This is a genomic window from Paenibacillus motobuensis (assembly GCF_039521865.1).
GTDB lineage: Bacteria > Bacillota > Bacilli > Paenibacillales > Paenibacillaceae > Fontibacillus > Fontibacillus motobuensis.
The window spans coordinates 1-23,687 of sequence record NZ_BAAACX010000017.1 but is presented as its reverse complement, the minus strand read 5'-3'; the positions used below and the strand labels follow the sequence as shown (position 1 = coordinate 23,687).

Below are 23,687 nucleotides of genomic sequence, written 5' to 3'. Positions count from 1 at the left end.
AATAACTATAAGGGGTTTTGATTCTAGATGTTAAGTGGAAAGCAAAAGCGTTATTTACGGGGATTGGCTCATAGCCTTCAACCTATTTTTCAAGTCGGCAAAGGAGGAACGAATGATCAGTTGATCCGTCATATCTCGGAGGCGCTGGAGCGCCGCGAGCTGATCAAAGTTTCGGTCCTGAACAACAATCTGGACGATCCACGGGAGATCGCAGAGGAACTGGCAGCTGGCGCAGGGGCAGAACTTGTACAACTGATTGGGCGAACGATTATTTTGTACAAGGAATCGACCGAGTATAAGCAGATCGAGCTGCCCTAGAGCTGCAGGAGGAAGACCAGATGAGAAAAGTTGGTATCATGGGAGGGGCATTTGACCCGATACATCTTGGACATTTATTAGCGGCTGAAGCCGCCCGGGAGCAGTACGCCCTGGACGAGGTCTGGTTCATGCCTTCCCATATTCCCCCGCATAAGAGCAAATCCGGGGTTAGCGGTGAGGAACGGCTTGAAATGGTGGCAGCGGCGATCCGCAGTCATGCCGATTTCAAGACACTGGATATCGAGCTTAAGCGCGGTGGCGTATCCTACACGATAGACACAATCAGAGAGCTAAAGCAGCTGCACCCTGAGTTAGAATTTTATTTCATTATTGGTGCGGATATGGTGAATTATTTACCGAAATGGGAGGGGATCGAGGAACTGGCTTCGATGCTGCATTTTATCGGACTGCAAAGGCCGGGCAGCTTCCTGGAGCTTGACCTTATGCCCTCTTTCATTCAGGATGCGGTACTCCTTGCGGATATGCCACTAGTGGATATATCGTCAAGCTTGATCCGCAAACGGAGAGCTTCGGGGCAATCGGTTCGCTACATGGTGACGGAAGAGGTATATGAATATATCGTAAGGAGCGGTTTGTATGCGGTACACTCGAGATGAGCTGTTGGACATGGTATCCGCACAAATGCCAGCAAGACGCTGGACGCATGTGGAAGGCGTAATGGCAACCTCCGTGAGCCTGGCAGAGCGCTATGGTGCAGATCCGGTCAAGGCCGATTTAGCTGCGTTACTACACGACCTGGCCAAGTTCTGGCCGATCGAGCAACAGGAATCGGTAATGCTTGAGCATGGACTGAATCCGGAACTGCTGGAATATGATAAGCAGCTATTGCATGCCGAGGTAGCGGCCTTTGTGGCAGAGCAGGAGTACGGGATCAATGATCCGGAGGTATTGGATGCGATCCGTTACCATACATCGGGAAGAGTCGGTATGACGTTGCTGGATAAGATTGTCTGCTTGGCGGATTATATAGAGCCTGGACGCAATTTTCCAGGTGTTGACCGCATACGCGAGCTGGCTGAGCACAATCTGGAGCAGGCGCTGGTGGCCGGATTCGATTCGACGATTACGTTCCTGATTGAGAAGCAGAAGGTTATTTTTCCGTTAACGGTACTGGCTCGCAATGATATAGTTAGAAGACTTGGTTATGATGATAAGTAGAAGATGGGAATAAATAATTGCAGGAGGTAGATTGGATGGCAGTATCACCTATGGAATTGATGAACGCAGCCTATAAGGCGGCGGAAGATAAGAAAGCAATGAATATCGTAGTATTGGATCTGAAAGAAGTATCCCTGATCGCCGACTATTTCATTATTTGCCACGGCAACTCGGATACCCAGGTACAGGCAATCGCAACCGAGGTGCGCAAACGCGCCCAGGATCTTGGAGCTAATATTCGGGGGATTGAAGGGGTCGATTCGGCGCGCTGGGTACTCATGGATCTTGGCGATGTCGTCGTTCATGTCTTCCATCGTGATGAGCGGGAATATTACAATATCGAACGTCTTTGGTCCGATGCCAAGGTAGTGGAGAACGTATGAGTCTGATTGCAGGTACGATCTTAACGCATCCGATTGATCGGGAAGTGTCTCCTTTTGGCTATTTTCTAAAGGTCGGGGATCGGGATGTGCTGCTCCATTATTCGGAAATCACGCATCCGGTAAAACCGGGAGATATTGTTGATGTATTTCTGTTCTTTGATACGGAGGATCGGCTAGCAGCGACAATGAAACGTCCGATGCTGACGCTCGGCGAGCTGGCTCTTCTGGAAGTGGCCGATGTGCACCCGCGGCTTGGCTGCTTCCTCGAGATGGGACTGGGGCGCCAGCTGCTTCTACCGATCCGCGAGCTGCCGGAGCTTCGTGAACTGCATCCGCAAGTAGGGGATAAGGTCTACGTCATTATGGAGCATGACAAGCAGGGCAGACTGAAGGCGAAGCTCGCTGGAGAGCAAGAGCTTGCGCCGCATACATTCCATGCTCCGACAAGCTGGAACAATCAATGGCAGGAGGCCATCGTCTATAAGCCGCTGCAAATGGGTACCTTCGTCATCGTGGACGGCGGGGTGCTTGGATTTGGAGCGATCGGGATGATTCATTCCTCGGAGAGAGCACGGTTGCTCCGTCTTGGGGAACGAGTTCAAGTTCGCGTAACGCATGTGCGCGAGGATGGAAGGGTCAATCTGTCCATGTCAGCACGCAAAGAGATCGGTCGCAATGAAGATGCTGATAAAATACTAGCCTATCTGGAGAGTCGTTCGACCGGAGGCATGCCTTATTCCGATTCGACGCCGCCTGATTTGATTAAGCAGAAATTCGGCATCAGCAAGGCGGCTTTCAAGCGCGCGATTGGTAAGCTGATGAAGGAAGGCAAGGTAACCCAGAAAGAGAACTGGACTTATCTGAAGTCTGCGGAGCAGGAACAAGCTGATCAAGAGTAAGAGTACGTGTTCAGACCTCTAGGAGAGTCAGGTGGGAAGTATGGGGAGTTTGACTTCATATCAAAAATTTGCTTACGTATACGATGAATTGATGGCGGATATGCCCTACTCTGATTGGCTCTCGTTCGCGCATACAGCCTGGGAGCATTACGGCAAGCCTGAGACGGTCGTTGATCTGGGCTGCGGGACGGGGAGTATGACGATTCCGCTGGTGAATTCGGGTCTGACGGTGACAGGCATTGATCTGTCCTCGGACATGCTGTCTGTCGCTAGACAGCGCATGGAGACAACCCCACAAGGCGCTCGCCTCTATCAAGATGGCAGAGTGAACTGGGTACAGCAGAATATGACGGAATGGGAACTGCCGGAGCCAGTCGATTCTGTGATCTCCTTCTGCGACTGCATTAATTATTTGCTGGAAGAGGAAGAGGTCGTTCAGACCTTTCGCAGAACCTATGAAGGACTGAAGCCGGGCGGGACATTCCTGTTCGATGTTCATCATCCGAATACACTGCGGCAGTATGACGAAGAGCAGCCGTTCATATTAGATGAGTCTTCTATTTCATATATATGGACTTGCGAGTTCGATGACGAGAGATGCGAGATTGAGCATCATTTGACGATCTTCGCACATGAAGCGGAGCTGGGCGGGGATCTATACCGCCGCTTTGAGGAGTACCATACTCAGCGGGCCTATGATCCGGCCTGGGTGGAGCGTGAGCTGCTGCAATGCGGCTTTCGTGAGGTTCATTGCTACGGCGACTTCAAATGGGGAGAATCGGCCGAGGGGGCAGCTAGACTGTTCTATGTGGCCGTGAAATAATACATGATTTGATGCCGTCAAAAAAGACGCTGCCTCAGGCTGTTATTAACAGCGGGGCAGCGTCTTTCTATATTTATTCAGCTAGCGTGTTGCCAGACAGGACAAGAGGCGAAGGATTAATGGATGAGCTCGATCCAGCCAATTTCCATGCCTGGCTTCACAAAGTCTATTTTCAGCTCATAGAAGCCTTTCTCTAGCTCAAATCTGGACAGCTTCTGGGTAATCCAGTTGCCGTCAGTACCATTCGTCTGAACGGTTGTCAGAATCTCACCGTTGAGGACGAGATTACATGCAGATTGCGACAGATTGGTAGCCTTATAGCACATATTGACGACGACTCCATATACTCCCGGTTCATCGACCTTGAGATAAACAGGTTGATCCTTAGCATCGATGCGGACATTCGTCTCTTTTGACAGTTCTTGAACAGTTTGGCTAGATTCAGCCTCAGGAGCGTTCGCCTTGGCTTTGAACAGAATGATTTCTTCAGCCGGTTTAGGCTCTCTTGCAGATACAGGTGCATTCATAATGAATTTACAAATGTTGATGGCGCATCTTTGCAGTTCCCCGACCGTCAATGTTCCATTCTTCAGCGCTTCAATCGTGTTATCCTCTCTGGAGTTGATCTCTGCTCCATTGTTATTCACGACCATGTACAGATCATTCTGAGCTCGCACCATGAACGAAGTATATTTCCAGCTCGGTTCTCCGCCGTCTACTACATCATTCATGATCGCCCACCAGTCTGTCATGACAATGCCATCATAGCCCCATTCATTTCTGAGAATGGTCGTATTCAGATCATAGTTGGAAGCAGCCCAGTGTCCATTGACTGGATTATACGAAGTCATGATGGAAGTGGCTTCTCCCAATTTGACAGTCATTTCGAAGCCCTTCAGGTAGATTTCTCTCAGCGCTCTCTCAGATACGATGGAATCTGCCTTGGAACGAGCCTTCTCTTGGTTGTTGCATGCGAAGTGCTTTACCGTTGCGCTGGAGCCACCCTTCTTGATGCCGCGAGTAACAGCGGCCCCGAAGCATCCCGTCAAGTACGGGTCCTCCGAGAAATATTCGAAGTTCCGGCCATTCAGCGGATTACGGTGAATATTAATACCTGGTCCTAATAAGGTATCGATTTCATTTCGCAGCAGCTCTTGTCCTTCCATAACATACAATGATTCCACCAGTTCTACGTTCCAGCTAGAAGCAAGCAATGTACCGATCGGCAGCTGGGTTGCTTTCAAGCCGCTATCCATACGGATACCGGAAGGACCGTCAGCCGCGCAGGCTACAGGAATGCCATAATCGAGAAGATGATCGCCAACTCCGCCGAAGGCGGCTGCTGTTCCGGAAGTGACCTTTGGACTGCTCATTCCTTCGCCTCTGACGATTGTAGCCAGTTCCTCATTCGTCAACTGGGCTACAAATTGTTCCAGGTTGGCTTTGCCAGCCTGTACATCCTTCAGAAGGATGCCTTGATTTCCGGTCTGCGGATAGGTTTGCGGCAAGCGCGCCTCAATTCTGTCTTTCATCGATACCGTGCGTTTAGGAACCTCTTCGAAATCGATTTCATAAATGCCATTACTTTTTGGTTTTCCAGGCTTAATGCGAGTGTAGCTCTCTACGGGAGCCATTGCTTCCTCGAGTTGCTCAACGACGATAAGTTCTTCTGCAATGAATGCAGCTTTGTCATGGATACGTACTTTCTCCACATTTCTTACGCTGTTGCCAACGTACAACTCGTAAGGGCCTGCTTCAAGCACATAGCAAGATTTATGCCCGGTTGCTCCGCCATCATCATAAGAGGCCATGGAACGTACGGGGAGAGTGATTGTAAGCGTCTCTGTCTCACCAGGCCGTAGAGTGTTGGTCTTGGCAAAAGCGCCCAAGGCTCTGACAGGCTTGCCAAGCACGCCTTGTGGTGCTTCGTAGTATACCTGAACTACTTCTTTGCCGGCATATGTATCGCCGATATTCTTCACAGCAACGTCCAATTGCAATTCTGTATCCAGACCTGAACCAATCTGTCTGGCTCCTGTTATTTGCATGTCAAACTCGGTATAGGAGAGACCATAGCCGAATTCAAACTGTACTTTCTCAGGACAGAAGGTCTCGAAATACCGGTATCCGACATAGATATCTTCCTGGTACAAGTTCTTGATCTCGTTGCCAAAGTTTTGAGTTGAAGGGTAATCATCGATGCTGTAGGCAATTGTATCGGTTAATTTACCGCTTGGAGATACGTCTCCGGAGAGCAAATCAGCGACGGCATGTCCCCCGATCATTCCACCTTGCCATACGTAGATGACGGATTTGATATGATCCTCGTATACTTTGTCCTCGATCCAGCTTAAATCGATAATGTTGGATACATTCAATACAATGGCTACTTGGTCAAAATGTTTGCAGACCATCTTCAGTGCTTCCTGCTCTTCAGCTGTCAGGCGGTAACTGCCTTCTGCATCGGCATTGTCCTTATCTTCGCCAGCGGTGCGCCCGATAATGAAGATCGCTTTGTCGGAAGCTTGCTTTGCTTCTGCCACCAATTCCTCGGATAACGGCATTTCCTTCTGGCACCATGGCTCTGCAGCCCAGCCGCCTCCGCCGTTGTCGAACGGGTTCTCAGCGATCCAGTTCTGATATTGCTCTGCCAGATGCTCATTAATAGTTACTTTAGGATTGCTGCGAAGCGCATCCAATACATTAATGACATATTCCACATTCACAGCGCCGCCTGATCCTGTGCCGCTCCGGTAATAATTAATCTGGCATCTGCCGAACACGGACACGACTTCTGTTTCCTTAATCGGAAGCATCTTGTCCTCATTTTTAAGCAGTACTCCTCCTTCTACAGCAGCAATTCTGCTATATTCGGCAAATCCTTCTAGAGGAATACCAATCTTACTTGTGCTCATTCCTTCTGTTCCTCCCCAAATATATGAAATATATATCTATGATCATATAATATCCCATTTACACGATCTTTGATATCTGTTTAGTGTCTGTTCAGTTGTTATTTTGCAATCTGAGGTCAAATATCGCTGAATCTCATCGAAACAAGTTGAATTTGTGACAGAAAAAAAGAGCATTTGGATGCTTGACCTGATGCATTCCCGGATAGGTTTCCTATGTTCTCGTAAAAATTAAATAGTTATTACAGCTATATTTCAGTATAATTAAATTAGCCCCGTCTGCATTTTTCTAGAGAGGATTAATCACATAATGAATGAAGTTGTCCCAAAACCGGTGAAAAATTACCGGCGTTCTAAGCCTTCCCAACCGCCTGTACGCATTTACTCGCTTGGCGGGCTCGGGGAAATCGGAAAGAACATGTACGGTATAGAATTTAGAAATGAGATCATTATTATCGACGCTGGGCTGAAATTTCCCGATTCCAAGCTGTCGGGAATCGATTATATTATTCCAGATGTCAGTTATTTAGTGAAGAATCAGCATAAAATTAAAGGTTTATTTCTGACGCACGGACATGAGGATCATATTGGGGCCCTGCCTTTTGTGCTCCGCCAGCTGAAGGTTCCTGTGTACGGGGGACCGTTAACGATCGGACTGGTGCGGGCGAAGCTTGAGGAATATCGGATGCTCGAACAGACGGAATTGCATGTTTTTCAAGAGAATGACAGATTTGCCTACAAGCATCTCGCCGTTCATTTCTTCCGCACTACACACAGTATTCCGGATGCATTCGGGATCGTCGTTGATACTCCATACGGAGCAGTCGTCCATACGGGCGACTTCAAATTCGATTTCACGCCGGAAGATCATCCGGCTAATATCGCTAAGATGGCTAGTGTTGGCAGTGAGGGTGTACTCGCCCTGCTTGCGGATAGCACGAACAGTGAGAAGGATGGATTCACCCCTTCAGAGCATCGTGTAGGCAACGCTATCCTTGAGACCTTCCATAATTGCCATGGCCGAATTCTGTTCGCCATGTTTGCCTCTAATGTGAACCGTCTACAGCAGGTTGTCGATGCCGCCGTTATGAGCAACCGCAAAATCGCCGTCATTGGACGAAGCATGGAGCGCGTATTTGCGATCGGTCAGGACCTGGGATATATCCGTGTTCCTGATGGAATGTTAATCGATATTAAGCAAATTGATAAATATGAAGACAATCGGATCTTGATTATTTGTACGGGCAGCCAAGGCGAACCGAACGCGGCACTGAGCCGGATCGCTTCTGGTGCGCATCGTTCAGTGTCCATTTATCCAGGAGATTCGGTTGTGTTCTCATCATCGCCAATTCCGGGCAATGGCCCGAATATCAATCGCTGTATCGATTTGCTGATGCGGGCTGGTGCCAATGTCATTTATGGCTCCGTATTCGGTATTCATGCTTCGGGACACGGTTGCCGAGAAGATTTGAAGCTGATGCTGAGATTCATTCAGCCGAAATATTTTATACCGATTCATGGGGAATACCGGATGCTGTTAGCACATAAAAAATTAGCAATGCAAACGGGGATGAACGAGGAGCAAGTGTTCCTGATGAATCTCGGAGATACGTTATCGGTATACCGCAATCGCGCCAAGCGCGGTCGCAGCATTCCTGCGGGAGAGGTCATCGTCAGCAATGGCGAGATCCGAACCTTTGAAGAAGAATTAGTAGAAGAGAGAGAAGAGCTTGCTCAGGAGGGTATTGTCATCGTCGTCATGACGGTGGATGTGGCAACACGCCAACTTCTCGCTGGGCCGGATATTGTAACGAGAGGCTTTGTATACATGCAGGACGCCAGACCTTTACTCAGACGGGCGGAGATGGCACTGCGGCGAAGCTTGAAGAAGCTAGGCGAACAAGGGCCATATGACAGCAAGGCCTGGGTGAAGACAACCAATCGGGTATTGCGCAGATTCTTTATCAGAGAGGTTGGACGGACCCCGCATATTATGCCTTCGATTCTGGAGGTTTAAGCGAGTGTTCAAGTAGTCCGATATTCAGCACCGAAGCTTATGCTTCCGATGTGCGTTTTTTCAAAACGCTTCAGTTGGATGAAGCTATGACGGACCTTTTTAAGTGAATAAAGCGCCAGGGGAGAGTGCATTTCAGTTCCCTTTTGGCGCTTTAGGTGTGTTTAGGTTCATTTTTTCTTGAAAAAGTTAATATATGCATAGTCTAATCTGGCAGGGAATGAGATAATGTAGGAAAGCAACTGTCTATTATAGGTTGAACTAAAGAAAGAGCAGAGATAGGCAAGAGTGTGAAATGATTCTGAAGAAGCGAAGCGTTCGCCTTTGTGACCGGATTTCTACCTAATATGAATTTATTAAATCAAGAAATCTAGGAGCAACAGCGATCGTAAGAACATTTCACATGGCTGCCCTGATTGGTATAATCAATAGTTCAGCTTAGTATAGCAGTAGCAGCGTAATATGACAGATTGAAAGAGATGGTGAAGACGAAATGCATTACCCCAATTCACATCCGGAAGTGATCACCTTCGGAGAGAGCATGGCCCTGTTGATCGCTGAAGGAGGCAAAGGTCTTGAATACACTTCTAATCTGACCCCGTCATTTGGCGGAGCCGAGACGAATGTAGCGATTGGATTGTCCCGGCTTGGACATTCCGTTGGCTGGTGCGGGCGCCTTGGTGATGATCCATTCGGACATCGCATCTATAAAATGGTTCGCGGAGAAGGCGTTGACGTATCACATGCCTCGTTCACAGAAGAAGCTCCGACTGGGCTTATGGTCCGCGAAAATGTAGCTGGAAGAAGCTCTGTGTACTATTATCGCAAGCTGTCGGCGGCCAGCAAGATGACTCCCGAGCATTTGGATGAGGAATATATCGCCGGGGCGAAGATTCTTCATATTACCGGAATTACTCCTGCGCTAAGTCCGTCCTGTGCGGAGACGGCTGCAGCGGCGATGGATATGGCAAGACGCCATGGGGTCAAGGTAAGCTTCGATCCGAATCTACGCTTGAAGCTATGGAGTGTGGAAGAGGCTAGAAAGGTGCTTCTACCGCTAGCGATGAAAGCGGATTATTTCTTGCCAGGGCTGGATGAATTGAAGCTGCTCTATGAGACAGATTCGATGGATGAGATCATTTCCAAGCTTGGTGAATTATCTGCGGTAAGCATTATTAAAGGCGGCGATGATGAGACTTACATTCTCGAGAATGGCAAGCTGTCTGCAGTTCCATATTATAAGGTGGAGCATGTAATCGATACCGTAGGAGCGGGTGACGGCTTCTGCGCCGGGTTTTTGGCCGGCCTCTTGAAGGAATACAGTCTCGAGGAAGCGGTTCGTCTCGGAAATCTGATCGGTTCCCGGGTAATACAAGCAATCGGGGATTGGGAAGGCTTGCCGAGTGCGACGGAAATCGAGCGATTGCTTGCCGGAAAGGCGCATGTTGAGCGGTAAGAGAGTGCGTTAGACTGACCATTCTTTGTCCCCATATTGTTCTTATCGGTCACTCGACAGGAATAATTGCAGAAATACACTTATTGAGTGGAAATTCTCGTAAAACCAGAGAATAGCTGCGTTTTTGCAGCTATTTTCTATTTGAAGCTCTATTTTGAAGGAAACTCATCCTAATAAGTGTATAAAAGCAGTTATTTTGCAAGATTGTGCTCATAGATGGCAGGTTAGTTGTAAAAAAGCACTTATTTACTGCTGAGGTACTACTGTGGCATATCGTTTATAACAGCGTGCGAATGGGAGAACTACGCTGGGAGTTGATAGTCACATATTTAGTTGTACTTTTTTGCAATTAGTGAGCACTTTACGGATTTTGGGCATTGTACAGCATGTAGCACGTATTTAAAGACTATATAGAAAATAAAGAAAGAACCTAGAAATGCAGGTTCTTTCTGTTGAACAAGGCCATGCGAACAAGTCTAGCAAATTCTAACGAAACACCATATCGTTATTGGCTCCAAAACCACGGCAAATAAAATCTAACGAAACACCATATCGCTATTCGGGTGAAAATGGGGCTTTGAGCAGCAATTCCACTCAAATAGCGATCCCCAGTTTCGTTACAATTTTCAGAGGTCCATTTTAGCCTAAATAGCGATACCACGTTTCGTTAGAAGGCTATCTTCTCCACAATCAATGGCACAACCGTGCCGCTGTTTACATCAATCAGACCATGGTCGGTGATTTTCAAATAAGGGCTGACTGGCAGGGAGTGGGTGGCGATCGACATGATCGGGTTGTAATGATCATAGCCAAGCGATTGCATCGCTTCGCGCAGCTGTTTGACCGCTTCAGCGGCTGTATCCAGCGGATCTTCCGTTAGAATACCGCCGACTGGCAGATGCATGTTGGCCTTAATCTCTCCGTCCAGTGCGACGCAGAAGCCGCCCTGTTGCTTGATGGCCGTATTCGCAACCAGCAGCATATCCTGTACATTATGGCCGACCACCAGCAGATTGTGATTGTCATGCGAGTAGGTCGTAGCGATGGCTCCTTTTTTAATCGTATCCCCGGTTATAAGTCCAAATGCTTTGCCGCCATGCTTGCCGTAGCGCTCGAAGGTGGCGATCATTCCGCAGCCGCTATTTTCCCATTGGAGCAGACCTTCTTCAGCCGTCAATTCAACCAGAGTTTCCTTGGTGAATGTCGAGCCGTCTGCAACGGTCATCACTCTGCAGCGATAGGTGCCGTCTTCTACGTCAACTGTAGCCGCGAAGTCCGCCTCGGTAAGCTCAGAGAGCTTCACACTATGGTAGAAGTGATCCGGGAAACGGTACGCTGGGGCAGCTTGCAAGGAGGTAACCGGCCCCGTGGCGGAATAAGCTTCCGAGCCCTTCTTGTATACGGACTCGAGCGCTAGCTCGCCCAGATTGGATACAAGCTGGAAGTCCGCGATTTTGCCTGGCGCGATCGCACCCCGGTCATGCAGCTTCATCCGGCGGGAAGGGGAGAGGGTGGCCGCATAGATCGCTTTTTCCGGTGCCATACCCATCTGGATCGCCTTGCGTACGATCTGATTCAAGTGTCCGCGCTCACGGAATGAATCGGCCATCACATCATCGGTAACGAAGCAGAAATGTTCGGATACATCATGCTGAATGAGATAGTCCATCACCTCAGGGGTCATCGATTTCTCCTGAATCTCAATGAACATGCCCGCGCCAATCCGGGCTTCTAGTCCTTCGACCGTTTGATGCGTATGATCGGAATCAACCCCGGCATAGATGATCCGAGCAAGATCCAGATCGAGCAGCTTCGGTACATGGCCTTCGATGACTAGATCCGGATAACGCTCCCGCATATGCTTGAGAATTTGATTGGTCTTGCATTCCGGATCGCGAATGACATCTACGTAGTTCATGATTTCGCCTAAGCAGATCACATCACCAGTAGCCAGCAAGGCATCCATATCTCCGATCTCAATCGAACCGCCGGTCGTCTCCATTGAAGTAGCCGGCACGGAGCTTGGAATGGCGTAGAACATATCTACGGTACAGCTCCGGCTCGCATGAATCATCTCCAGAACCCCTTCAAGGCCAAACACATTGGCTATTTCATGCGGCTCCGGTACGATAGTCGTTACACCATTGCGAAGTAATCCCTGTGAGAATGATTCCGGGGTAACCATCGTACTCTCGATATGCAGATGGATGTCCACAAAGCCGGGAATCATGTACAGGCCGCGGGCATCTACCACTTTCTCCGCTTGGAACGTATCTTCGCCGCGCGGGCCGACATATAGGAATCTTCCATCCTTAATAGCGACATTTTGCTGAGTCCATTGCTTAAAATAGCTGTTATACACATTAGGTTGTAATAATAGCAAATCTGCTTGCATGTCTGTTCCCCCTATTGTTATTCGACAAGTACGAGTTTCTCCGATGGAAACAACAGACGGATTTCTTGCCCACTCAAATAGGGCTGCTGCATCTCCTTGTTCACGGTAAATTCGCCGAGTGGTGTGACCACGACATATTGATAACTACGGCCCAGATAAGTGCTTACCTTGATCTTGCCTGTCAACACATTATCGCCGATCTGAATTTCTTGGAGCGTTCCGGCGATGATATCATCTGGACGGATTGCTCCTTTCATAGACACGGGCATTCCCGGTGCTTTGGCGGCATGAAAATGATAATCTCCGCTGCGCAGGCTATAGAATGAGCCCTCGTCTTCGCGCTCCTGGAAGTCGATGAAGTTGTTGAAGCCGATAAAGCGGGCAACGAACTCCGATTTCGGGTATTGGAAGATGACCGAAGGCTTGTCGAGCTGTTCGATGATGCCTTTGTTCATGACCGCGACCCGGTCGGAGATGGAGAAGCATTCTTCCTGGTCATGCGACACGTAGACGGTCGTAATCCCCAGTTCCTGCTGAATCCGGCGGATTTCTACACGCATGTTGACTCTGAGGTTAGCGTCCAGATTGGACAGCGGCTCGTCGAATAGCAGCAGGTCGGGTTCGATAACGAGTGCGCGCGCAATCGCGACGCGCTGTCTTTGTCCGCCGGAGAGCGCCTGAGGGAAGCGTTTCTCAAATCCACTGAGGCTGACGACATCCAGCATGTTCATGACCCGCTTCTTGATCTCATCTTCCTTGACCTTGCGCTGCCGCAAGCCAAAGGCAATATTGTCGAACACGGACATATGCGGGAATAAGGCATAGCTCTGGAACACAAAGCCGAAGTTGCGTTTATTAATCGGAACGCGGGTATAGTCTTGACCGCCAAAGGAGAACTTGCCGTCCGTGGCCTCAAGGAAACCTGCGATTAGCCGGAGTGTTGTTGTCTTTCCACAACCACTGGGACCCAACAGGGAGATGAGGTGGCCTTTCTCGATGGAAAGGTTGAAGTCCTTCAAAATATATTGCTGATCATAGGCGACCGATACGTTTTCCAGTTGCAATAAATCCATCAATGTATGCCTCCATTTATTGTTTAGTGAAGTAGGTGAGTCCGAGCAGTCTTTCGATCAAAAACATAAATCCTGCGGTGATCAGCATCAGCAGCACCGAGATCGCCGCGATGGTCGGGTCAAAATAATTCTCCACGTAAGTCAGCATTTGAATCGGCAGTGTACTAACACCAGGGCCGGTCATAAATAATGAAATGTCCACGTTGTTGAAAGACTCCAGGAAGGCCAGCAGCACCGAGGCAATAATGCCGGATTTAATGTTTGGCAGCACAACCTTGAAGAAGGTGGACAGTCGGCTGGAGCCAAGACTAAGCGCCGCTTCTTCAACAGCGAAATCGAAGCTGGCCAGGCTTGAACCGATGACGCGGATAATAAATGGCAGCATAATGACGGTGTGTCCAATTAATAGCGCTGTATAGACCGGAATGTGAAAGGCGATAACTACGTATTTCAGCAAGGTAAAACCAAGTACGATCCCTGGAATCAATAGGGGAGACAGGAACAGTGCGTTCAGCGTCTCCTTGCCTTTGAAGGATGCACGATTTAAAGCGTAAGCTGCAGGGATCCCTAACAGAATAGCGATCAGATTGCCTAGCAGCGAGACAAGAATCGAAGTTTTGAAGGTGCTCATAAACATATCAACTTCAAAAATATTTTTATACCAGCGCAGTGAGAATCCGGTTGGCGGGAATTTCAGTACGGTTCCAGGCTCAAAGGAGGTCACTGCGATAATCACAAGCGGCCCGAGCAGAAATAAATATACGATAAAGGTGAACAGGGCAAGCCCAGGGTTTTTGTTCTTCATATCTCTACTCCTTCGGTTTGAATTTGGCCGCAGCCTTATTCATCAGCCCAATGACGATAAAGGTAATAATCATCATGATGGTGGCAATAGCCGATGCCGCCTGCCAATCGTTCAGTGTAATGGCATTCTGGTACAGGAATGTAGCTACGACGCGCTTTTTACCACCCAGGAGAGCGGGTGTCGTATAGGCCGTCAGACTGCCGACAAAGACCAGGATGCTGCCGACGATCAATCCCGGAATGCTGAGCGGGAAGATGATCTTACGGAAAGCGGTCAGCTTGGAAGCTCCCAGGCTTTGCGCTGCTTGGACCAAATCATGATCGATGGACTCCATCACGCCAACCAGCGTAATCAGAATCAAAGGCAGAAACAGATGAACAAGTCCAATAATCATCGCTGTAGGCGTATATAAAATGCTGATCGGCTCCTTAACGAGGCCTAAGGACGTCAGCAGATTGTTGATTAGTCCATTCTTGCCGAGTATGATCATCCAGCTGAAGGAGCGGACGACCGAGCTTGTAAGTAGTGGAAAGATGGCCAGCGCAAGCATAATGCCTTTTCTGCGCGCCGGTTGCTTGGATAAATAATAGGCGACCGGAAAACCGATCAAAATGCACAGCAAGGTTGTCACGACGCTGACAAGTAGGGTCGTACCCAGAATATCCAGGAAATACGCGTCTTTGAAAAATTGTGTGTAAATTCCGATCGAGAAACCGCCATCCTTGAATACAGTCGAGCCGACCGTAAGGATCAGCGGAATGATCATGAACAATGTCAGGAACAGAAAACCTGGTGCAAGAAGCAGGTACAAGTATCGCTTTTTCATGAATGGCAATCTCCTGTTTTTAGAGGTAGTTCAAAAAGTCACGCTTTTTGAACACGTGCTTTTAATAAATTGCAAAATGTAAAAAGGTGAGATACCTCTCTAGTTCGCGCCGCGCAGGCCGGAGATAAATCGGTGAATAAATTTCTCCGAGTCGACCCTCAGGCTGACATCTGCGTTAGGCTCATGCTGAAGGCGGTTGTCAGCCTTTCAAGGTAATCAATGATGACCCTGATCTGATCTAAGTCTCGTTGAGTAATAAATAAAAGCAGGGACTAGGGCAGCCCCTGCTTCATGGAATGCATACAAGGCTGCCTAAGATGCCCGGAATATTATAATAGCGATTAACGGGTGACTTCACGGTTGAAGCGATCTGTCCAAGCCTTCAGGTGGCTATTAACATACGCCATGTCTAGTATCTGAAGATTTTCAACGACATCTGCTCCATAAGTGACGCCAGCGGCTTCTTCATCTGTCAGTTTAACGTCTTTGTTCGCAGGGGAATCCACTTTGGCTTTTGCGGCTTTCTCTTGAACCTCTTGGCTCAGCTGCCAATCGATAAATTGTTCAGCCAGCTCTTTGTTCTTGCTTCCTTTTACTACGTTAAGCGTATTGATGATGGCGTAGGCGCCTTCCTTTGGCGTTACGAACTCAATACCAGGAACCGCCTTTTGCAGATCGTTCAGATACATTTGCATGATCGGTCCGGCTGCTGCTTCACCTTGGGTGAACATGTTTACGAATTCAGAGGTTTTACTGTAATATTTCACAACGCTTGGGTTCAGCGCCGCTAATTGTTCAAAAGCTTTATCTTCGTTAAATTCTGTGCTTCCCGTGATTATCGATGCGGCATCCACCATCATCGGACCGCTGGTCGAGGTGATGCTTGGCATCGTCAGCTTGCCTTTCAGCTCCGGATTCCACAGGTCGCTCCAGGATTCAATGGTCGTTCCGGCTGCTTGCGGGTCATAAGCAATACCTAGTTGGCCAATGGTATAGGCAGGGCCATAGTCTTCGCCGTTAGGAGCTTGGGCGATATCATAAATATGGTCCAGGTTCTTGAAATGGCTGCGATCAATTTTCTCGAAGACACCAGCCTCAATGCCCTGCTGCGCGTAATAATCGGACAGATAGATCACATCGACGTCGGAGCTTCCTTGCATGATCTTGCTCAGACGGTCAGCGTTGTTGCCTGTTTCAAGCACAATTTTGACATTATGCGCCTTTTCGAACGGTTCGTAGACCTCTTTATTATAGAAGTCCTCTGCGAAGCCCCAGGTCGAGATGACCAGCTTCTGCGGTTTGCCACCTGCAGTATTACCGCTGGCACCGTTTCCGTCACCGCTGTTGCTTCCGCATCCGGCCAATACAATTGCGGCAAGACTGCAAGCCAGAAGACCTTTAACCCATGTTTTTTTCACAATAATTCACTCCTATGAAAAGTTTTTCTACATCTATTTCTATTTCGTTTTGAAAAAAAGAAAAGCGCTCTAGGTAGAAGAAAATCTCTAACTAGAGCACTTATTCATTGTAAACAAAGAATAACCGCATCTGCTTGTGGTACTGGTGCGGACAGTCCTTAAGATGCAATCAAAAGGAAAGCGCCGCTAGGTGAATCATCTTTAGTGATGTTCAAAAAGGCCGGTTTTCAGCACCAAGAAGGTTGGATGAAGCTAGGGCCTGAGGAGCAGAGCGTACGTTTTGGGTACGTGAGCACCGGAAGGCCCGGCTGAATTCAAGATTCGATGCCGAGTTACTACTTGATTCACTCCGTGATCAAAAGCGGACTTATTGAACTACCTCTTGCAAAATAATGTTTGTGACAGCCCACTGCGTAGCGGGATCATAGTCCCGAAGCAGCACTTCGATCCGAAGTCCAAGCTCCTCTTCAAGCCGGGATTTCAGCTTCTTCTTGTAAATCATCGACATATAGAAGTCGACTTCATATTTCAAAGCCGGAATCTCGCCCTCCAGAGCCGTAGAGCGGGGGGAACGACGATGTCTGGCATATAATACGATTCCTTCGGGATGTACGCTTGTCTTCAATAATGAAGTACCGAAGCCAAACAACTCCTTGGACACCTCATTATATACCTGGCTCAACTTTTGTTTAAATTCATTGGAATCGTAATGAACCATTGGTCACCTCAAACTTATGATGATTTTGATGATGGGAAGTTCACGCAAGAATTATAATACATAAAAAACATAGACTTTGCAAGTTATCGTTCGGATTTTGAGGAATATTTAATGTTATTTTTCTTTTTTACCGTTCAACATACAGTTAATTCACGAACTTTACAGGAGATGGGAGCTTCCCCGCGAAAATATTGCGAACCCGAGAAAAATATGTTGCTTGCCTTTCAAATCAGGGCGCGACTATATTGAAAATGCGGAACGGGCCCAAAAATGACCGCAATCGTAAGTGAAAGGGGAAGATCATGAAAGCAATCAGTCAACCGGGAAAGCGCCGATCATTTCACCTTCGTGACCATGTTCAGCTTTACCTGATAATGCTTCCCGTTCTAGTTCATCTTTTTATTTTCAGCTATATTCCGATGTATGGCATAGTGATCGCGTTTCAGGATTATTACCCGGGAAAACCTTTCTTATCATTTACAGATGCGAACTGGGTAGGACTCAAGCATTTTATCAATTTTTTTAATGGACCTTACTTTGGAAGACTGATGCGCAACACGTTCTTGCTTAGTTTTTATTTTCTTGTGTTCGGCTTTTGGGTGCCTATTGTATTCTCCTTATTGCTGAATGAACTGAAGCATGGCGTCTTTAAAAAGTTTGTACAGACGGCTAGTTATCTGCCGCATTTTATTTCCAATGTGGTTGTGGCGGGGATGGTATTGTCCTTCATCAATGTGGACGGGATTATGAATGTTATCATCCAGATGTTCGGCGGAACACCAATTGCATTAAATACTGAACCAGCCTACTTTCCGGCGATTTATACGATTACGAGCATATGGAAGTCGTTTGGCTGGAGTAGTATTTTGTATTTGGCAGCCATGTCCTCTGTAGACCCGAATTTGTATGAAGCAGCAAAAATGGATGGAGCAAACCGATTCAAGCAAATGTTGCATATTTCGCTGCCATCGATTCGTCCGACCATCTTCATTTTGCTTATCTTCGCGATTGGCAGTCTGCTATCGGCGAACAGCGAATTTATTTTGTTGATTTACAATCCGATGGTGTATGAAACGGCGGATGTCATAGGGACCTATTTGTACCGCGACGGCCTGCTTGGCGGCAATTTTAGCATGGGGACGGCGGTAGGATTGTTCATATCATTAATTAATTTTACGCTGTTGTATGTTGCTAACTCGCTAAGCCGTAAATATTCAGACTATGCCTTGTGGTAAGGAGGAGTAAGATGGTCTCGGCCCGTAGAAATCCAAACCAGATCAAAGAAGGTTCTATCGTCGTTGACATTATCCTATATGCGATCGCATTCATTATCTGTTTGATCACTCTGTATCCATTTTACTTTGTCATCATCATGTCCATCAGTTCACCGCAAGAAGTAGCTGCCATGAATGTTTTCTGGTATCCGAAAGGCTTCAACCTTAGCTCGTATGAGCTTATTATAAGAGATGCGAAAATGTGGTGGGCTTACTCCAACACACTGATTTATGTTAGTGTCGGTACCTTATTGAACTGCCTAATGGCTGTATTGGGAGCTTACCCGTTAACGGTGCGAAATCTGAAGGGGAGAAAATGGGTGGTCGCGTATCTGCTGATCCCCATGTATTTCGGGGGCGGACTCATTCCTTCTTATCTGCTCGTAAATAAGCTCGGGTTATACAATACGATGTTTGCGGTCATTATCCCAGGGATGGTCAGTATCTGGAACATCATCCTGGTTCGGACCTTCTTTACGACAATTCCGGATGGGTTGAAGGAATCCGCCTTTATCGACGGTGCTTCCCATCTGCAGCTGCTGTTCAAGATTATCATTCCGATTTCCAAGCCGATCCTTGCAGTTATCGCCATTTATTCGATTGTTGGCATCTGGAACAGCTGGTTCGATGCGCTGGTGTATTTGCCAAATGAGAAACTTCATCCGCTGCAAATGTACCTGTATCGGGTTGTTGTTCAGCAATCTGTTGATCTGAAAATGCTGTCTCTGGATGATGCCAAGAATGCAGTGGCCACGATGCTGTCCAATATCCAATTGAAGTACGCCATCATCGTGTTTACTACTTTGCCAGTTATTTTTACCTACCCGTTTTTTCAAAAGTATTTCATCAAGGGAGCGCTGCTGGGTTCCTTGAAAGAATAGCTTTAAGCAGCTTTTCGGGAAAGGGAAAAAAGGTTCATCCTCGGATCTGTAGACATGAATAGAATTGTTACAGTAATATGTAAGCGATTTCTTCATTGACAGAAATGAACTGGCAAGCAGATCCGATAGCAATAGAAACTTTTCGTTATCAAACATTTCTAGGGGGAATGTAAAACATGAAGCGTTGGAGAAGATCATTGATGTCTTTGGTGGCGGCCATTCTCGTGTTCGGGACGATCACAGCCTGCGGCGGCGAAGAGGTGAAAAAAGAGGAGGGAGGCAGCTCTTCGGCGGCAGAGAAAAGCGTCAACAAACTGAAATTGCTTGGGCCAACCGGCTCTAATAAGTACATTAAGTTCGAGGATAGAGATAAATATCCGGTATGGACGGAAGTCGATAAAATGATACAGGAAGCTGGACTAGAGCTGGAATATGAGCTGGTTCCGAACGAGCAATATAAAGTGGTCATTCAGACTAGAATGGCTTCAGGCTCCTCTCTCCCTGACATTGTGAATATTTCGCAGCTGGATAATACGACGGTTCTGAACCTGGCTAAGCAGGGTGTGCTGCTTGATTTGAATCCGCTGATCGAGAAATACAGCAATGGCAATATTAAGAAGATGTATGATCAAGAATTCCCCTATGCCAAAAAAACGACGACATCCCCTGACGGAAAAATGTACTGGTTCAGCGATCTGCACAAAAAAACGTATCAGGAGAAGGACCCGGCTCCAGTGGCCTTGAGCATGCTGATCCGCAAAGACTGGCTGGATAAGCTGAATCTTCCGGTTCCAACCAATGCCCAGGAATATTTGGACACGTTGAAGGCGATCAGAGACAAGGACGCCAACGGCAACGGCAAGCCGGACGAGGTTCTCGTCTACGATACGAGCAAATTTGAGGGCGCTATCGCTCAATGGTTCGGACTTGGCACCGACATTACGGCGGTGGACGTAGAGAATAAAAAAGTAGTATCCCCCTGGTATCAAGAAGGCATCAAGGACTATTTCCGCTATCTGCAGCAGCTTATTAAGGAAGGGGTGCTCGATACAAGCCTGATCGGGGCTACGGGAGAGCAGAAGCAGCAGAAGATGACCGAAAACCAGGTGGCATCCATCAGCGACTACAATCTGGAAACCTATCTGGAGCCAACGATCAATGGCGGCGGTGATTTCCTCCCGTTGATGCCGCTCCAAGCCGTTGAGAACATAGCTCCGGCTGCGCAATTGGAGCCTCCGTTTCTGGTATGGCAAAAATATGCGATTACCAAAGACTGCAAAGACGTGGAAGCGGCTATCCGATTTTTCGATATGATCTACTCTGAGCAATATGCGGACCTGCTGTACTGGGGCATCGAAGGGCAGACCTACAAGAGGGACGACAATGGAGCGAAAGTATATATCAACAACGGATCGGATGAAGAACTGGCGAAATCAGGACAGGTTACTGGGCGTCCGCTATTTGGGGATACCGTATTCCCTCGCGTCCAATTCGCCAATCTGGAATTCGAGCTGTCCGGCGTATCCAAGGAAAAAGCCGACCATGAGCTGAATATGCTTAATTACAAGCCGTATTTCGTCAACATGAACGCCAACTACCTGGCGATTCCGGATGATCAGCAGCTTGAGACGAAGACGAAAATTTTAACGAATCTCAGAACCTATTCGGAAGAGCTTGCTACCAAGCTGGCTTTGGGCCAGAAATCTCTCGATAACTGGGATGAATATATTTCCGAGTTAAAGAAGCTAGGGCTTGATCAGTTGATCGAAATCGATCAGCAACTGCTTGATAGATATAACAGCATCGAATAACGATTATACAACCGGGAAAACAGGCGTCCTCTCCGCCAGCAAGGGGAGTTCGCCGTTTTCCTCCTTCTGCTTCATGATGGATTCATAACCGGGGGAGGGGACGGCCTTTGCGACATGGAAGCTTCGGAAGCGTCACGTTTCGAAAAATCTTTTTATCCTATACCGTGATCCTGATTATTCCGATCATTGTGTTCAGCAGCTTGAATGTCCAGCGGAACATCACGGAGGAGAGGCAGCGGCTGCATGACAAGCATATCTCGGATGCCAATCGGATTGCGGTCGTCGTGGATGATAAACTGAAGGAGCTCAAAAATTTAGGCAAACTGATGAGCGAAGAGTCTTGGGTCCGGAAAATGATGCAGAATACAGACGTGTACGAGAATGAATTTGATTTCCTGAAGATGCTTGAAATTCGTAGAAACTTCGAGAATTCCATCAACTCCTTGAATATTCTCTCCTTCGGAATGATTGTTTTTCCGGAGAAAGAGCAGATTTTTTCTGCTTGGGGGACTTATGCGGAGGATGACTTTTTTTCTGGTGTAGCGGTATTCGATGATGAAACGCGGCAGCGGATCGAGAACAATGTTCTTGAACAACAATATTTCAAGGTGCTTCCGCCGGAAACGGTAAAGCTATGGGGGAACAGCAAGCGTGTCATCCCGGTCTTTCAAAGCCTGGAGGTGGTAAATCAGCCGCGAGGAGTCCTTATATTATTTATTGATAGCGCTTACTTTGCGGACTATATGCATCGGTTCGGCAGTATCGAGTCCAAGGATATGTTAATAACGACCCAAGGACAGCCGATTTACAGGCAGACCCAGGCAGGGTCTGATGGGGAGCACAAGAGCCAACACAGCTACGAGCTTGTCGTGCCCTCGCTGGAGAGCGATCTGAGATATAGAATTTCTTATCTCGATAGCAGTGTGATCGGGATCAATAATCTGTTCAGTTCGCTGCTGGCTATTTTGATATCTTCCGCGCTTGGCGCTTTAACGGCCTTCCTGTTGGCCAAGATTAGTTACCGTCCGTTAGGGGCGTTGCTAAGCAAGCTTTCCGCAGCGATCCGTTATGATGACGTCAGGCATAGTCTCGTCTCCGGCTCCGAATATAATTACATTGAAGAATCCTTTGACCGGCTGCTGCACGAAAATGAGAAGCTTCAACGATCGATGCAGGACTATGAAAAAGCGGCCAAATCGAATTTGTTCCAGCGGCTACTCAAAGGATATTTTACGGATGAACAGCAAATGAATGGACTAAAAAAAATCGGCATCGGCTATACCGATGAAATGCATTACTGTACGGTACTGATCAGCTTCCATGCGATCCGCGACGTTTCAGACTTCGACCAGATCCGCAAAATCGAATTGATGACGATTGTGATTGTTGAGAAGGTGATGGAGCTTCATGGTCTGGATTATGAATTATTCGAAGTGACCCATGCAGATAAGGCGCTGATTTTGTCCTCTGACTATATTTTTGGACAGGAGGGGATGATCGAGCAAATTGCTCTTAGTATCACAGAAGAGATAGAACAGGCCTGCGGTTTTCATCCTTATGTCCTGCCCGGGACAGTAGAGAAGGGACTAGTCGGCATCAGTAAATCGTATTATGCGGCCAACGAAAGCCTTCAATATATTTTGTTCTCGCGTGATCATCAGGCCGACTTACAGGAAGAATCCGTTCAAACCATCGTTGAATATTATTATCCGACTGATTGGGAAGTGCAACTGATCAATAACCTGAAGATCGGGAACCTGGATACGTCTATACAAATTTTACATGAAATCAGTACGGAAAACGGGAAGCGCTGTTTGTCCGAAACGAGTACAATTCGGCTGGTCTCGCTGTTGATGGAGACGATGCTGCGAGTGCTGCATGAACTGAATCTGGATACAGGCATTTACGTAAAGCAATTCGCCAATAAAGCCGAAGGGGCGGATATCGGGGAGATGTGGGGCTATGTATATGAAGTCGTAACCTTGATCTGTGAACGAAACCGTTATTCGAACTCAATGACGACGATCGAAGTAGGTAGCCAACTGGTGCAGTATGTCAGCGAGAATTACACCAGCGCCGACGTCTCATTAAAGCGGCTTGCCGAGATATTTCAAATGTCGGTCTCCAAGGTGTCGAAAATCTTCAAGGAAATTACCGGAATCAATTTCTATGACTATTTATGCCGGCTTCGTATGGAAATGGCCAAGGAGCTTCTGCGGGAAAGAAAATGCGGCATCGATGATATCGCCCATCGCGTGGGCTACGAAAATGTATATTCCTTCAAACGCGCATTTATCCGATATGAAGGCATCAAACCCGATGAGTATGTGGATATAGCGATGTGAAAGGATGGTTATGCAATTAAAAATTACGTTTAATTGTAGAAATACACTTATTCCTAGAAAATTACCTTGAAATCAGGAAATAGCTGCGCATACGGTTCGGCCCCTTAAATCTGGAGTCTGACCCGAGTAAAATACTGTATTCGCAGTCTAACGCTAT

General features: G+C 47.6%; 19 protein-coding genes. 12 read left to right on the top strand and 7 right to left on the bottom strand.

Going from position 1 to position 23,687, the window contains the following annotated elements; genetic code table 11:
• Positions 1-27: 27 nt before the first annotated feature.
• From yhbY to ABD014_RS19165, 6 genes are read left to right on the top strand one after another with little or no spacing between them, the layout of a single operon-like run.
• Positions 28-318, top strand: coding sequence for a ribosome assembly RNA-binding protein YhbY (gene yhbY / locus ABD014_RS19190; RefSeq protein WP_068782179.1), 291 nt, complete (start codon positions 28-30; stop codon positions 316-318).
• Positions 319-338: 20 nt separating this feature from the next.
• On the top strand, positions 339-935 hold the full coding sequence (locus tag ABD014_RS19185) for a nicotinate-nucleotide adenylyltransferase (protein ID WP_343863796.1): 597 nt from the start codon (positions 339-341) through the stop codon (positions 933-935).
• Entirely contained in the window at positions 916-1,497 is a 582-nt protein-coding gene (gene yqeK, locus ABD014_RS19180; RefSeq protein WP_343863794.1) for a bis(5'-nucleosyl)-tetraphosphatase (symmetrical) YqeK, read from the top strand. Before ABD014_RS19185 ends, yqeK begins: the two co-directional genes overlap by 20 nt.
• Positions 1,498-1,532: 35 nt before the next feature.
• Complete coding sequence (gene rsfS, locus ABD014_RS19175) at positions 1,533-1,880, top strand: ribosome silencing factor (RefSeq protein WP_343863791.1); 348 nt, start codon at positions 1,533-1,535, stop codon at positions 1,878-1,880.
• Entirely contained in the window at positions 1,877-2,779 is a 903-nt protein-coding gene (locus tag ABD014_RS19170) for a CvfB family protein (RefSeq protein ID WP_343863789.1), read from the top strand. Before rsfS ends, ABD014_RS19170 begins: the two co-directional genes overlap by 4 nt.
• Positions 2,780-2,828: 49 nt before the next feature.
• Positions 2,829-3,602, top strand: a complete 774-nt coding sequence (locus tag ABD014_RS19165) for a class I SAM-dependent DNA methyltransferase (protein ID WP_343863956.1) — start codon at positions 2,829-2,831, stop codon at positions 3,600-3,602.
• 116 nt (positions 3,603-3,718) lie between these two features.
• Here the strand turns inward: ABD014_RS19165 and ABD014_RS19160 are convergent, their stop codons facing one another.
• Positions 3,719-6,517: a glycoside hydrolase family 3 C-terminal domain-containing protein gene (locus tag ABD014_RS19160; RefSeq protein WP_343863787.1), complete on the bottom strand. Its 2,799-nt coding sequence runs from the start codon at positions 6,515-6,517 to the stop codon at positions 3,719-3,721.
• A gap of 307 nt (positions 6,518-6,824) precedes the next feature.
• Between ABD014_RS19160 and ABD014_RS19155 the strand changes: the two genes are divergently transcribed.
• Both ABD014_RS19155 and ABD014_RS19150 read left to right on the top strand, forming a co-directional pair.
• Positions 6,825-8,531, top strand: coding sequence for a ribonuclease J (locus ABD014_RS19155; RefSeq protein ID WP_343863785.1), 1,707 nt, complete (start codon positions 6,825-6,827; stop codon positions 8,529-8,531).
• A gap of 490 nt (positions 8,532-9,021) precedes the next feature.
• Positions 9,022-9,984 carry a sugar kinase gene (locus ABD014_RS19150; RefSeq protein WP_343863783.1) on the top strand — a complete coding sequence of 321 codons (963 nt, stop codon included), beginning with the start codon at positions 9,022-9,024 and terminating at the stop codon, positions 9,982-9,984.
• 667 nt (positions 9,985-10,651) lie between these two features.
• Here ABD014_RS19150 and ABD014_RS19145 read toward each other — a convergent pair.
• The 6 genes from ABD014_RS19145 to ABD014_RS19120 form a co-directional block, all read right to left on the bottom strand.
• Complete coding sequence (locus tag ABD014_RS19145) at positions 10,652-12,379, bottom strand: adenine deaminase C-terminal domain-containing protein (protein WP_343863781.1); 1,728 nt, start codon at positions 12,377-12,379, stop codon at positions 10,652-10,654.
• 17 nt (positions 12,380-12,396) lie between these two features.
• Positions 12,397-13,452, bottom strand: a complete 1,056-nt coding sequence (locus tag ABD014_RS19140; RefSeq protein WP_343863779.1) for an ABC transporter ATP-binding protein — start codon at positions 13,450-13,452, stop codon at positions 12,397-12,399.
• 16 nt (positions 13,453-13,468) lie between these two features.
• Positions 13,469-14,257 carry an ABC transporter permease gene (locus ABD014_RS19135; protein WP_343863777.1) on the bottom strand — a complete coding sequence of 263 codons (789 nt, stop codon included), beginning with the start codon at positions 14,255-14,257 and terminating at the stop codon, positions 13,469-13,471.
• Positions 14,258-14,261: 4 nt separating this feature from the next.
• Complete coding sequence (locus ABD014_RS19130; protein ID WP_343863775.1) at positions 14,262-15,083, bottom strand: ABC transporter permease; 822 nt, start codon at positions 15,081-15,083, stop codon at positions 14,262-14,264.
• A 341-nt stretch (positions 15,084-15,424) separates the two neighbouring features.
• A complete protein-coding gene (locus ABD014_RS19125) occupies positions 15,425-16,501 on the bottom strand; it encodes an ABC transporter substrate-binding protein (RefSeq protein ID WP_343863773.1) in 1,077 nt (358 codons plus the stop codon).
• Positions 16,502-16,868: 367 nt separating this feature from the next.
• Positions 16,869-17,219 (bottom strand): DUF2294 domain-containing protein, encoded by a 351-nt coding sequence (locus tag ABD014_RS19120; RefSeq protein ID WP_343863771.1) that lies wholly within the window; start codon positions 17,217-17,219, stop codon positions 16,869-16,871.
• Between the two features lie 302 nt (positions 17,220-17,521).
• On the opposite strand from ABD014_RS19120, the gene ABD014_RS19115 reads away from it, so the two are divergent.
• The 4 genes from ABD014_RS19115 to ABD014_RS19100 all read left to right on the top strand — a co-directional run bounded on the left by ABD014_RS19115 (position 17,522) and on the right by ABD014_RS19100 (position 23,530).
• Positions 17,522-18,454 (top strand): ABC transporter permease, encoded by a 933-nt coding sequence (locus tag ABD014_RS19115; protein ID WP_343863769.1) that lies wholly within the window; start codon positions 17,522-17,524, stop codon positions 18,452-18,454.
• An 11-nt stretch (positions 18,455-18,465) separates the two neighbouring features.
• Positions 18,466-19,374, top strand: coding sequence for a carbohydrate ABC transporter permease (locus ABD014_RS19110; protein WP_343863767.1), 909 nt, complete (start codon positions 18,466-18,468; stop codon positions 19,372-19,374).
• A 176-nt stretch (positions 19,375-19,550) separates the two neighbouring features.
• Positions 19,551-21,185, top strand: coding sequence for an extracellular solute-binding protein (locus ABD014_RS19105; protein ID WP_343863765.1), 1,635 nt, complete (start codon positions 19,551-19,553; stop codon positions 21,183-21,185).
• 107 nt (positions 21,186-21,292) lie between these two features.
• Positions 21,293-23,530 carry a helix-turn-helix transcriptional regulator gene (locus tag ABD014_RS19100; protein ID WP_343863763.1) on the top strand — a complete coding sequence of 746 codons (2,238 nt, stop codon included), beginning with the start codon at positions 21,293-21,295 and terminating at the stop codon, positions 23,528-23,530.
• Positions 23,531-23,687: the final 157 nt, after the last annotated feature.